A 13,191-nucleotide genomic window follows, 5' to 3' on the forward strand; every position below is an offset into this window, starting at 1 on the left:
TTCCGCTGTCGGCGTCCACTATCCCTCAGGCCGCCAGGTTCGACTCGTCGACTGCCCACAAGGACTCAGCCCACAACAGATCGATAAGGCGATCTCTGGTCAAGCCGATTGAAGGGAAAGCGTCCGCGAGTACTTCAAGCAGCCGGCCTATCTCGCGCTCGTGGAGAAACCACGCCCGGGGCTTCGCGACGTGAATTGCCAGCGCACACTCGGCGAACGTGTGCTGTGCCTGATAGCGGCACCGAAAGAGTTTGTGAACCCGCTCGTCGAGCTGGGCGAGCCAAGATTTGATTCTTCCGAGAAGCTGACATCGGCACTCTAACCCCTCTTTAATGAGCAAGATATCCGGCTGCCGTTTGGCCGGCGCTTGTTTGACAGATACCCGCGACTCGGGGCCGAGATCTGTGATCGTCTGCTGCGGCCCACGCTCATCCCAATAGTAGTCAATTAGCTTGTTCCGCATGACTCGTTTCGCCCAGCGCGGAAAAACTTCTTCCGTACCGTGAAACCGACCTAGGCTCATCCAAAGACCGGCAATCGCAGCGCCTCCGTAGGCCTCAACGCGTTGAGCGTTTCGTCCTCGCTGCCGCGCAACAAGCAATACCTCACGGAAAAGCTCCGCGAGAGCGCTGTCGATAACCGACGGTCGTCCATCTCGATAAGGTCGGTAAAGGGATCTGAGCTGGTAGTCTGTGAATATGTATGCGATCCAGAGCATAAGGATTTCTCCAGGTGTGCCGCGGGACGGGTTGCCCGGTTCGCCCGGGAGCGGCGTTAGCCGCGAGGGACCCTCCCGCCGGAGGGTTCCCCCGATGCACTACCACCGGCTCGCCTCCAAAAGGGCCAGCCGCTGGGGGCTGTTTCGAAAAACGAATTCAGGCGATAGCAGAAAGGGAGCTTGTTCGCCGCATAATCCACCTGCCATAAACAGAAAGGCCAAAGCTCCGCGCGCCTCAGCACCGGCGCGTTTGCCTACTTAACCGGTACGACACGTGTGACCTTCGGGGCAAGAAGCCGCGACCGTTCATGTTTTGGGAATCACAGAATCGTGTAAGTCCTGTTCCAATAATGGTTAGAGTCGACAAGTTGCCAGTCATTGATGTAGAAGGGGTCGTTCGGCGTCGCAGCCCGTGGGCGTATTTGGTCCAACTCCGCGAATTCCACCTGGACTGCTGACGGTCGGCGGCGTGGTACCGGGCGGCGGCGATCTGGTTTCCGCGGCCAATGCGACGGCCCGGCCGGCGTTGATGCGGCCCCAGCCGTAGCTGGGGTCCCCGCCGGCGGGTCCAAGATCGTCGGCCGATTGCTTGACCGTCGCTGAGAAAGCGCCGAGCCGGTCCTGCACCTGGGAGGCCGTGAGGCTTGGATTGGCCGAAATCGCCAGTGCCGCAACCCCCGCGACGATCGGGACGGACATGGAGGATCCGCTCCTCGATCCGTAGCCGCCGCCGTTCCAAGTGCTAGGAATACTGACGCCGGGGGCCGCCAAATCGATGTCGCTGCCGGTGTCGTTCCAGGTAGTAAGTTTGTCACCAGAATCCGTCGCACTGACGACCAACAGGTAAGGGTTGTCGGGATTGATGTGGACCGTGCTGTAATTGCCGGCCGAGACGGTCACTACGCCGCCATGGCTCTGGAAGTATTGCGCGGCGCTGCTTACCGTCGGACTGGCACCGAAGGCGAAGCTGATGTTGGCCACTCTCGCCCGATGGTCGGCGGCCCAGGACAGCGCAGTGGCGAGGTTCGACCAAGAAACGATGCCACCAGGACTGCTGACCCGCAGCGGCATGATCATGCAATTCCAGGCGACGCCGGAAATGCCGACGCTGTTGTTGGTGGCGGCGCCGGCCGTCCCGGCGACTGGCGTCCCGAGTTGTGAACGGCGGTGCAAAAACGTAGCGCGGGGCGGGGGAAACGCCGCGCCGAGCCGAACTTGTCCTTCTGTCATCCCTTGATGCAGACGGCATTAGGAGCGGCTAAACTCAGGCCAGCCATGTCCTTAATGCCCCCCAATTTGCTGCTGGCGCTTGGCCCTATCATCCTCATGGTGTGGCCAAGTGCTAGCAGCATGCTAAGCTGTTCTCGTTGATAAGGTTGCACTCTTCAATTCACGGAAGCTCAAAAATCGTTGTGCCCACCTGCGGCAAAGTAGTCAGCAGTCGCGCTAGGGTGGATCGATTGATGATGCCTATGCACGTATGGGCCACACTGCACCGAAACAACCCCAAAGCGTTCTTTCCGGGGCTAAAAGGGCAGGATTGGCATGTTTGAGTGGCCGGTCGGTGAGTACGCACCACAAGACCTCATTTTCCGTTGAAACCCAAAGGCTCAGCACGGTAGGATTATGGTTGAAAGCCTGGCAAATGGAGGATCCCGAGTGAGAACTACTTACTGTGGGCACCATGTCCGTTCGGCTCATGGTTGATCCCCACGGCCGCGATCAATTCCTGGCGCGATTTCACATCAAGTCGGAAATGCGATAAAGCGGAGTAATTTGATCATGTCAACATGCCCAACACACAAGTGTGCGCGGTTGTTATTCTACATGGCGACCGCCGTCGCTCCGGCCGTCACACTTAAAGCACAGCTAATCGACCCCCGCGGAACCCCGTGTCAGGGACCCACAGCAGGGACTTGCGTTGGAGACCTGGCCCACCTGTGTGTTCACGCGATCGTTCCGAATGCTGGATTTGAGCTTCGGGACACAAACAGCGGCGACTGCGTGTTCGGCGACTTGTCGGACTGGTTCGCGGCGAGAGGCACCCCGTCGTTACGATCGAGTGCAAGCGCGGCGTGCAGCGATTCTGAAGGAATCGTGACGCAGGCATTCCAGGGAACACACTGGATTCTTTTGCGCAGCTTTGGGGAGGGCCAGGGCAACGATCTGGACGAAGCGATCGGGGTTCGGCTGGACCGACCCCTGAAGGTTGGGTGCAATTATCATGTCGGCTTCGTCGCTGGCACAGATCGCGACGCAACGCACCAGATTGGGCAGTGGATCGCCTACTTAGCCATGGAGGCTTTTCCTTCAGACAATGCGGTGCGGCCTCCGCCAGGCGCGGGGCTTGGCGATGGCTTCCCAGTTGCGGCAGAAATTTGCCTACAGATGTGGGCGCAGTGCGAGGGCGCTATTCTTGTTCCCGACCAACCCTATCAGTACCTGTTTGTACGGGCTGCTCAGGGCTACCACATCGTTGTCGATGAAGTAAACCTGACCCAATTCGACCAAAGGGCAGAAGCGGCATTCAACATTGTCTCCACCCGCTGCGGCCCGAATGGCCTTTACGTCGACGGATCGGGTAGCACGGGGGATATTGAGTGGCATTACTGGGAAATCTGTGAGGGCGTCCCAGGGGCGTTTTCAGGATGCTGGCCTCCAGCGGGCACACCACTGCGAGCTGGCCGGCCAACGGCATTTGAGTTTCCGGTCAATATCCGACCATGCCGTAGCTACCAGGTAAAGTTGGCCGTGATCGACCGGTGCTGCATCGAATGGAAACAGTCCACAATGCAGATCACCGCGCCTGGTGTTCCTCCGCCGGCGAACCTCGAGGGTTGGTGGACTGGCGACCGGAATACGTTGAATTTCGCAAAAACCGACCATAACGGTACTTGGGAACCAACTGGCGCGGCGCTATACGTGCCCGGTAAAGTAAACGATGCATTTTCGTTTTCGAACAGCACAGTACAAGTCCCAGATGCGGACGAACTTGATTTCGAACCCATGAGCCAAGTCACTATTGATGCGTGGATCAAGACTTCACCCGCCGGCATGCAACCCATTGTCCACAAGTTGGCCCGCAACGAAAATGCGCCCTGTCTCTGTCCTTGCAACGGTGATCAGGACGGCGACGGCGATGTTGACCAGGACGATCTCAATCTGTTTAATTATTGCTTGTGCCTCGAAACAAACAAAATTCAACGGGACAACTTAACGGAAGTGAATTGTGATATCAATTGTGACGGCGTTGGCCCCTGCATGGATCAATTAGACTACCTGATCATGCAGTGCCAATTCGCGGCCGGCTGGCCGGATCCTGCTTGCTGCATAGGTGGCGAAAGGGGCTCCATAGCTCCCCTTGGGTACGAATTCTTTCTCGACGGAAATCGCCTAGCACTAACACTTGCAGACGACATCTGTAACGAACAGACCTATTACTCCGCGTCTCTTCAGGGACTCGATGCATCGTCGTGGCATCATGTCGCGGTAACAGTTAACCGTAATCAGGCTAACGGCGGGCGGTTTTTTTTCGACGGCCAGCCTATCGCGACGGATTCCGGCGCGCAGTCCTTTAATCCCACGCTTGTACCTGGTGATCTTAGCAATGGGTCGCCTCTGCGCATTGGCGCTGGCAATGACCCCAATACGGGGTTTCCGGCCAATTTTTTCGGAAACATCGACGAACTTGAATTGTTCCGCCGAGCATTGTCGTCGCCGGAGATTGCCGGTCTCTATGCGGCGAATAATTGCGGAAAATGTAGATATGCTGCGCCCTGTGGCGTACCAAAGGAAACGGCGATCTGCGTGGACAAGAATTTTGTCGACGTGCGGATTACGATCTGCAACTATTCGGCCGACTTCGCTTACTTCGACGTGTCTGTTCAAGGTCTCGCCGCCGGTTCCTCTGATGGCTTATGTACAGCCAGCGCGCCGCAAGTCGACCTATTATTCGCGAGTCCTGTCTTTATCGAGCCAGGCCGCTGTCGCAGTCGCACGATTCGTGTCTTTCGGCCACTGGACCTGATCGATGTCGGAGATGTCGCGTGCTTTTCGGTAAAGATAAGGAATGAGAGCACAGGAGAAGTCATCGAGTGTCCAGGTAGAATCAGGGGCGTACCGGCGGATTACTGCCCGCCACCGTGTTCGCCCTGCGCTAAAGTCGGCGAGGGGCCAGGCGAAAACTTCGGCCGGCTCCACGCGATGACTGGGGGAACCATTGGGTGGGAATTGGCGAATACTGGTCAGACCACGCTTGTAATTCCGTATCGGGTTTCGGTTGAAACTCGGGGGGCCCAGCCGCCACAGAGCGTCGTGAGCTTGAATGGCCTGCCTCCCAGTGAGCCGGTATTAGGCACCATCACGATAAGCCCGGGGGATAGTCCGAGCATTACCGCGATGGTGAGGTTCACGCAGCACCTGCCCACCAGTCTGCACCATGTGACGCTCGAATTCGATCCTTCACAAAAGGGAAGCTTTGAGATCATGAGTTCGGTGATCGTCTATTCGTTTCTGCCAGCGGCGCCGTGTCCAGAATCTAGCGACCTGAATTCAGACGGTGAGGTCGACGAGATGGATTTAGCGATCATCCAGGGGGCGATCGGCCTCGACCCCGCTGATCCGAAGTTCAACCCAATGGCCGACCTCGACAGCGACGGCCTGGTTACGCTAATCGACTACCAGATTTGGTGGGCATGCTATCAGCGATTCAGCGGGAACTCTGTCGGCAGCGATACCATTCCGGTGGGTCCGGTGGACGATCTGGGCGATCTTGATGCGGATGGCGTTCCGAACGAATTCGATAACTGCCCGAACGTGACAAATCCTGAGCAAGCGGATGAAGATGGCGACGGGCGCGGGGACTCTTGCGATGCGTGTCCGGCGACGCATTCGCTCGCGCAGGTCGACACGGCGGGTTGCCCACTTCCAGTAGACGTGGATCCAAATTGCGATGGCGTTGTGGACCACGCGGATATCGCTCCGTTCATATTCGCAATAATGGATCCTATCGGTTTCGTGACCGCTGGAACGGGATGCAGCCTGGCTCGAGTCGATGCGAATCGTGACAGTTTCATTGATTCTCGAGATATACAGCCATTTGTCATGGCTCTGTTGGCGGGAACTTGAACTCGGGGGGAGCGCGACCGATCGAACCTGGCAGCAAGTGAATTCCAAAACTCCTGACCCCTAATCAGCCCAAGGTTTGGAGTATTGGCCTCCCGTCAAATACTAGAGCCAATTCCTGCGCTCTCCGGTTCACCGCGAAGTCACAACCAGCACTTCCGAAAAACAACGATCGTTTAGCGATTAGAATTTGCTGCTGGCACTTGCGATTATCGTTCTGATGTTGTGCCCAAGTGCTAACAGCACGATAACTCGTTTACCTGAAACGAGCTGCACGAATGAATCCGCCCAGGGCCAAAATCAGTTGTGCCCGCCGGCCGCAGGATTGACGGCCCTCATCGAAAAAACGGTGCCATTTTTCAATCGCTTGGGGGCCTCCCCACACTTGTTCGACTAACCGAACTCACTGGCAAGCATCATTTGCCGCCGGCCACAGGTTGTGATGACACCGGCTGGCTTGTCGATGCGTGGAGCTTGGCGCGCCACGTTGCAGCTTTGGCGTCGTAGCCCTTCCCCGGTTCAGCGGCGTCCCACTTCTCATACAGGATGCTCAGTGCGCGGACCACGGCTTGGCGCCTATCCTTCGTGGCTTCTGGGTGACCATCGAACTGTGCGGATTCGCTGAGCAGAAGATCCGAACACTCCTGGAACCGTCCGCGGGCGATCAGCAGTCCGCTGAGCGCGGTGCGGGCCGAGATGGTGTACGAATGGAATTCGCCGTACGCCCCGCGGAAGCCTTCGGCGGCGCGCCGATAGAGCGTCGTGGCCTCGTCGGCTTTCCCTTTCGATTCGAGCACCCTTGCAAGGTTGAAGCACGAACGGAGCGTCGCCGCGTGGTTCGCGCCAAGAACTCGCTGGCGCCCATTGAGTGCTGAACGTGCGAACTCAGCTGCTCCATCAAAATGGTCCTGTGCGAATAAGATGCCTCCGATGTTGTCGACGATCATGAGCGTCAGCCAGTGGTCCTCGCCCAGCGCCTGGCGACCGGCCTGCAGGGCCTCCTCGTACACCTCACGGGCTTTGCCATAGTCCTTCTTGGCGCGATAGAAGCCAGCGAGGTTGTTGAGCGCCTGGAGAGTCCGCATGTTGTTCTTGCCGTAGGCGGTACGGAAACCCTGAACGGACTCGCGGAAGAGTGGCTCGGCTTCTTCGAACCGCCCCAAGTTGCTCAGCGCGGACGCGAGCGACGCCAAGCTCCCAAGTGTTTGTTGGTCCAATCGGCCGGCGTGCTCTTCGTACCAAGGCAGGGCGAGCCGGTAGAGATCGGCCGCGTCTTGGAACTGCGCTCGCGCGGCCAACACTGCGGCGAAGTTGGCCCGCAAGTCCATTGTGATTTCCGAGTTGTTGCCGTGCGTGCTGAGGGCGAGCGCAATGCACTCCTTCATCTCCCTCTCCGATTCGTCAAGCCGGCCTTTGTCCTTGAGCAGTAGGGCGTGGTACATGCGCGCGTCGAGCGTTTTTGCGTCGTTCGGGCCGAGGTCAGCCGTTCGGATCTCCACTGCCTCGACGCCTGGCCCCTCAGCGATGTCCAGCGCGCCGAGACGACGTGCCGTGTCGCTGACACTCATCAGCAGGTCGGCGCGAATTTTTGGGTGATCTACGAACTGCTCGCGGATCGCATCGATCGAGGGCTTGAATATGCTGCCCTCCATGGCCGATCGCGCCACGCCCGTCAAATCGACTTTCGCGAGCGCGCCATCCGCCGCCGCAACACTGGCCTCGGTCGCCGTATCAGGCGCCCGCGTTCTTTCGCCAGCCAGTCGGATCCCGTTGAGCATATCCCGGCGAAGCTGGACGCCCATCTGCATGACGTCTACTCCCGAGAGTTGGGCCGATTGGAATGCTACGACCTTTTCGAGATCTTTGGAGCGTGCTTGGGCCTCGCCGCGGGCCACGAGCGCTTCGCCGGCCGCGTTGTCGGCGCGGTCCCGTTCACGTAGTGCCCATATCATTCCCCACGTCGTGCCTATGATGCCTGCGATCAGCACCACGGCGACAATCGCGCCGGCGGTCACGCTCGCCTTGTTGCGGAGGATGAACTTGCGAAACTTGTAGCCCGCGCTTGGCGGCGCAGCGAGCACAGGCTCCCCCGCGATGTAGCGCTGAATGTCAGCGGCCATTCCGCTGGCGGTTTCGTAGCGCCGGGCCCGATCCTTCTCGAGGCATTTCATGACGATCCAGTCCAGATCGCCGCGAACCAGTTTCATCAGGTGCGCCGGCTCGGTCCTGCGATTGGCCGCGACCGATGGCAGGTCGTCCTTCATCGTCGACAGCCGTGAGCTTGGCGTGGGCGGCTCCACCTCACGAATGACTCGCTGAATCTCCGCGTAACCCGCGCTCAGTAGGGTCTTGACGTCAAACGGCGTCGTCCCCGTTAGAAGTTCGTATAGAAGGACACCAAGGCTGTAGACATCTGTCCGCGTGTCGATATCAAGGTCTGACAGTCCCGCCTGCTCGGGGCTCATGTACGCCGGCGTTCCGATCATCTGGCGAAACTCGGTGAACACTGTTTTTTCGGTAAGTCGCGCCGCCGTGGCCTTTGCTATTCCGAAGTCGATAACCTTCACCACAGGCTTGTCGTCGTGCCGCGAGACAAGCACGTTCGACGGCTTAATATCGCGGTGAATAATGCCCTTGGTGTGGGCGTGTTGCACAGCCTGGCAGACGGAGATGTACAGTTCCAGCCGATCGCGTGGCGCGAGGTTTTGCGCATCGCAATATTGCGTAATGGGAACACCTTTGACCAACTCCATTACGAAATAAGGACGGCCCGTTTCGGTCGCGCCGGCATCGAAGACCTTGGCGATGTTGGGATGATCCATGATCGCAAGGGCCTGCCGCTCCGCCTCGAAGCGGGCGATCACCTGTTTTGTGTCCATTCCAAGCTTGATGATCTTCAGTGCAACTCTGCGCGTCACCGGCTCGCGCTGCTCCGCCATCCATACCGTTCCAAAACCTCCCTCACCGATCTGTTCGAGGAGCTTGTAACGGTCGATGACCACTCCCTGGAGTTCGCATGTCCCCAGGGGGTCGCCGTCCACTACGGTGCGCTGCGTGGCGATCGTAATTCGATCGAAACCTGGGCGATTCATGAATTGGCCAGCTTCGTCGTGAGTTTTCAGTAGATCTTCGACCTCTGCTCTCAGAGAGGTGTCACCATCGCAGGCTCGATCGACAAATGCAGTTCGCTCTTCGGGCGGTTGCCCAAGGGCTTCGAGAAAAATGTCTTTGGCGCGTGCAGACGACATTTGGATGTTGCTCCTTGCGAGATGCCCTTTACATCGACTTGCCCCGCAGCATTTGCAACAGCCGCGTTCGGGCGAAAGCCCATTCCCGGTTCACGCTGCGGGGGGAAATCCCCAACACATCGGCGGTCTCGTCGATGCTGAGATCGGCGAAGAACCGGAGCCGAACGAGCTTGGCGGCGCCGGGGTCTTCCTTTTCTAAGCGCAGGAGAGCATCGTCTAACGCCAAAATCTCATCGCTTTTTTCTTCGGGCAGAAGATCTGCAACTGTTGCAACACTGGCCCATTCAAGCTGTACCTTACGCCCCTTGCCGCGTTTGAGCGCATTTCGGCTCCGGGCGTATTCAACAAGTATCCGCCGCATCCCCTCGGCGGCAGCGGCCAGAAAGTGCCCGCGGCCCTGAAAGGTGTGGATCGGAGATCCGACCAGGCGCAAGAATGCTTCGTGAACGAGGGCGGTCGGTTGGAGGGTGTGGTCGGGCCGCTCCGTTGCGAGTTTTGACGCCGCCAGGCGGCGCAGCTCCTCATAGACCAGTGGAAGCAGTTCGCTCGCCGCGGCCGCATCCCCACGATCCATCGCCTGAAGAATCTGAGTGACGTCAGACATTCCCACCACCTCTCCGAACCCCTTGTTTTCACTCGAGTTGCGTCTGCCATTGTACCACTGTGTCCCGCCCCGCCAATCGCTTGCCATGAAAATCTGGCGTACGCTGAACTTGAAACTCGCTAATGAACATGGATGAGCGAGTGGCGCCCCGAGCGGAAGCCCTCGAATCGTGATTCAAGGAGACCGAAAAATGAATTGGACAAGCAAGACTTGCTTGACAGGATTTGTGGAACACTTCGATGCTCTTCCTCGCACTGTTGCATTGGCTGTCGTGGCCTTTGTGGCCGCGTCGTGGCTTGCAGCCCCACCGGCTTCCGGTGAACAAAAAACGCAAATCGCGCCGGTTTCTGCGACCGCCAACGACGGACCCGACGGACTATCAACTTCGGACTGGTCGAGCATCCTCGCGGCGTACGAAGCCAATCGCCATACCGCGTTCGCGGTTGAAAATGGATATCAGGCTCGCAATCCAGGTCAGCATTGGCAAACGCTCTTTGACGGCCGTGGCTTCACCACCACGCCTGATGCGGGCGCATGGACTTGGGGGTTGGAGCTGGCGAGCTTTGGACGCGAGGGCGTGGAACGCGCCGTGAAAGTGCCAACGTGCGCCGAAGCCGCAGGAAATCGCGTCAACTATCAATGGGGCGAGGCGCTGACCGAATGGTATGTAAACGATCGACACGGGCTCGAACACGGTTACACCGTGCATGATCGGCCTGAGGGCAGCTCGGGCTACTTGCATTTGGAGTTGGCGGTCCGCGGCATGTTGTTGCCGCAGGTGAGCAGTCAAGGACGCGATGTGATGTTCAATGATTCCCGCGGCGTGGCCGTGGTGAGTTACAGCAATCTCAGTGTCTTCGATGCGGAAGGCGCGCCGGTTCCAGCTCGGTTCGAGACGATTGCTGACGGGCTTCGACTGATCGTCGATGATAGATATGCTCGCTACCCGCTGACAATCGATCCCTTTGCCCAGCAGGTAGCCTACCTCAAGGCTTCGAACACCGAAGCGTTTGACACCTTTGGCTGGTCGGTGGCCATCTCCGGAGACACGGTGGTGATCGGAGCGAATAGCGAGGACAGCAACGCGATCGGAGTGGACGGCAATCAGGCCAACAACAACGCGGGCAGCGCCGGTGCGGCGTATGTCTTTGTCCGCAGCGGCGCCATCTGGAGTCAGCAGGCCTACCTCAAAGCGTCGAACACGGGCGCGAACGATCAGTTTGGCTACTCTGTGGCCATCTCGGGCGACACTGTGGTAGTCGGGGCATCCATGGAAGATAGCAACGCCACCGGCGTGAACGGCGCGAACAACAACAATTCCGCCGACTCTGGCGCGGCATACGTTTTCGTCCGCGGCGGAACCACGTGGAGCCAGCAGGCATACATGAAGGCTTCGAACACCGGGCCGGGAGACCAGTTTGGATACTCGGTGGCAATCTCGGGCGACACAGTGGTTGTCGGGGCCTACCGGGAGGACAGCGACGCTACGGGCATAAATGGTAATCAATTCAGCAGCCTCGCCGTTGATTCCGGCGCGGCATACGTTTTCGTCCGCAGCGGAACGACGTGGAGCCAGCAGGCTTATGTCAAGGCCTCGAACACCGGCGCGAACGACCTGTTCGGCCAATCGGTAACCGTGAGCGGCGACATGGTCGTGGTCGGAGCGTATGCCGAAGACAGCAGTGCAACCGGCGTGGATGGCAACCAAGCCGACAACAGTGCAGCTTCGTCAGGAGCGGCCTATGTCTTCGTACGCAGCGGCTCAACCTGGAGCCAGCAAGCCTACCTCAAGGCGTCGAACACCGATGGCAGCGACTTCTTTGGTTTTTCAGTGGCCGCGAGTGGCGACACAGTCGTGATCGGTGCATATCAGGAGGATAGCAACGCCACCGGTGTGAACGGTAACGATGCCGACAACAACGCCGGCGGCGCTGGCGCGGCGTACGTCTTCTTCCGCACTGGGGGCGTGTGGGGCCAGCAGGCTTACCTCAAGGCGTCGAACACCGAGTCCGCCGACCTGTTTGGCTACTCGGTCGCCGTATCGGGCGACGTAGCGGTGGTTGGGGCCTTTGCAGAGGGGAGCAACGCAATGGGCGTGAATGGTGACCAGACAGACAATAGTATTCCAAATGCAGGCGCTGCTTACGTGTTCACCCGCAGCAGCACCTCCTGGCGCCAACAGGCCTACGTCAAAGCGTCGAACACAGAGGGAGACAATTTCGGCTTCTCAGTGGCCGCGAGTGGCGACACGGTGGTGATCGGAGCAATTGGTGAAGCCAGCAACGCCACAGGCATAAACGGCAATCAGTTTGACAATAGCGCGTCAAGTTCCGGCGCGGCGTACCTCTTCGTGTTCATCGATAGCGACGGTGATGGACTGCTCGACGTGTATGACAACTGTCCGTTTGATTTCAACCCGGAACAGGAGGACGGCGACGGCGACGGCGTCGGCGATGTGTGTGACAATTGCCCGTTCGTTGCCGATCCCACGCAGGCGGATACGGACGGCGACGGCATCGGGGATGCCTGCGACACCTGCACCGACACCGACGGTGATGGATTCGGCAACTCCGGCTTCCCCGCCAATACCTGCCCGGTCGACAACTGCCCGACCATCGCGAACCCGACTCAGCTCGACGGCGACAACGACGGCATAGGAGATGCCTGTGACGGCGATACGGACGGCGATGGGGTGCCCAACGTGAGCGATGCCTGCCCCAACAACGCCCCGGGGCTCCCGGCGGACTGCACCGGCCGACCGCTGCGAGACTGCAACGGCGATTGCAGCGTGGACGGTGCCGACCTGCAGTGCATCGTTGATGAAATGCTGAGTCAGTAGCTGTGCGATCTTATGCAGGTGGGCCGGTCACGCCCCTGGGAGTCCGGCTGGCCCACTGCCTGGTCTTCATCCATCTTGGTACACGGAAAGTTTTCCTATCGCCGGCCACGTATAACCCGCATGGACCGTGGGTCGAGCAGCAGGCCCGAAACGTGATGATGTGGCTGGATGATCACCAGATCGAGGCGAGGTTCCTACTTCGTGACCGGGATACGAAGTTCTCTGCTGCGTTTGATCAGCTGTTCAAGAACGCCGGGATTCGCCGCCTGCGGACGCCGCTATTGGCGCCGGACGCCAACGCTTTTGCCGAAGCTTGGATCGGAGCGGTCAAGCGGGAGTGCCTGAATCACTTTCTGTGCTTCAGCCTTGGTCATCTCGACCACATCAGCCAGCACTACGCCCGTTATCACAATGTCCATCGCCCGCACCAAGGCCTGGGCAATCTCACGGTCGTGCAGGCAGCAACCGGACCACCTGAAGTGGGCGCCTTGGCTAGGGCGTTACCCCTCGACGAGCCGGTTCGCTGTCAGCGATTCCTGGGCGGGCTGCTGAGACACTATTACCGTGCGGCCTGAAGATTCTATTGGTCGAAACCGCTATGAGAGATCGCTCGACGTGAATAAATTACGATGTCGGTCCGCGCCGACGGGAATCTCGC

The 13,191-nt window shown here is 59.0% G+C and carries 7 protein-coding genes; 3 read left to right on the forward strand and 4 right to left on the reverse strand.

Features of this window, described 5'->3' with window-relative positions:
* Positions 1–25 precede the first annotated feature (25 nt).
* Both VJZ71_20130 and VJZ71_20135 read right to left on the reverse strand, forming a co-directional pair.
* Positions 26–718 (reverse strand): hypothetical protein, encoded by a 693-nt coding sequence (locus VJZ71_20130; GenBank protein HKQ50393.1) that lies wholly within the window; start codon positions 716–718, stop codon positions 26–28.
* 375 nt (positions 719–1,093) lie between these two features.
* Positions 1,094–1,948 carry a S8 family serine peptidase gene (locus VJZ71_20135; protein HKQ50394.1) on the reverse strand — a complete coding sequence of 285 codons (855 nt, stop codon included), beginning with the start codon at positions 1,946–1,948 and terminating at the stop codon, positions 1,094–1,096.
* A gap of 867 nt (positions 1,949–2,815) precedes the next feature.
* Here VJZ71_20135 and VJZ71_20140 point away from each other — a divergent pair.
* Complete coding sequence (locus tag VJZ71_20140; GenBank protein ID HKQ50395.1) at positions 2,816–5,845, forward strand: LamG-like jellyroll fold domain-containing protein; 3,030 nt, start codon at positions 2,816–2,818, stop codon at positions 5,843–5,845.
* Positions 5,846–6,258: 413 nt separating this feature from the next.
* On the opposite strand, the gene VJZ71_20145 is transcribed toward VJZ71_20140, so the two are convergent.
* Together VJZ71_20145 and VJZ71_20150 are read right to left on the reverse strand one after the other, a co-directional pair.
* Positions 6,259–8,934: a serine/threonine-protein kinase gene (locus tag VJZ71_20145; protein HKQ50396.1), complete on the reverse strand. Its 2,676-nt coding sequence runs from the start codon at positions 8,932–8,934 to the stop codon at positions 6,259–6,261.
* A gap of 184 nt (positions 8,935–9,118) precedes the next feature.
* Complete coding sequence (locus VJZ71_20150; GenBank protein HKQ50397.1) at positions 9,119–9,694, reverse strand: ECF-type sigma factor; 576 nt, start codon at positions 9,692–9,694, stop codon at positions 9,119–9,121.
* Positions 9,695–9,884: 190 nt separating this feature from the next.
* Between VJZ71_20150 and VJZ71_20155 the strand changes: the two genes are divergently transcribed.
* Both VJZ71_20155 and VJZ71_20160 read left to right on the forward strand, forming a co-directional pair.
* Entirely contained in the window at positions 9,885–12,533 is a 2,649-nt protein-coding gene (locus VJZ71_20155; GenBank protein HKQ50398.1) for a thrombospondin type 3 repeat-containing protein, read from the forward strand.
* 155 nt (positions 12,534–12,688) lie between these two features.
* On the forward strand, positions 12,689–13,108 hold the full coding sequence (locus tag VJZ71_20160; protein HKQ50399.1) for an integrase core domain-containing protein: 420 nt from the start codon (positions 12,689–12,691) through the stop codon (positions 13,106–13,108).
* Positions 13,109–13,191 lie beyond the last annotated feature (83 nt).

It is taken from the genome of Phycisphaerae bacterium, from assembly GCA_035275405.1.
Lineage (GTDB): Bacteria > Planctomycetota > Phycisphaerae > UBA1845 > UTPLA1 > DATEMU01.

Excerpts from the sequence above, each read along its gene's own strand:
- VJZ71_20130 (HKQ50393.1), bottom strand. The coding sequence starts at position 718 with ATGCTCTGGATCGCATACATATTCACAGACTACCAGCTCAGATCCCTT.
- VJZ71_20135 (HKQ50394.1), bottom strand. The coding sequence starts at position 1,948 with ATGACAGAAGGACAAGTTCGGCTCGGCGCGGCGTTTCCCCCGCCCCGC.
- VJZ71_20145 (HKQ50396.1), bottom strand. The coding sequence starts at position 8,934 with ATGAATCGCCCAGGTTTCGATCGAATTACGATCGCCACGCAGCGCACC.
- VJZ71_20150 (HKQ50397.1), bottom strand. The coding sequence starts at position 9,694 with ATGTCTGACGTCACTCAGATTCTTCAGGCGATGGATCGTGGGGATGCG.
- VJZ71_20155 (HKQ50398.1), top strand. The coding sequence starts at position 9,885 with ATGAATTGGACAAGCAAGACTTGCTTGACAGGATTTGTGGAACACTTC.
- VJZ71_20160 (HKQ50399.1), top strand. The coding sequence starts at position 12,689 with ATGATGTGGCTGGATGATCACCAGATCGAGGCGAGGTTCCTACTTCGT.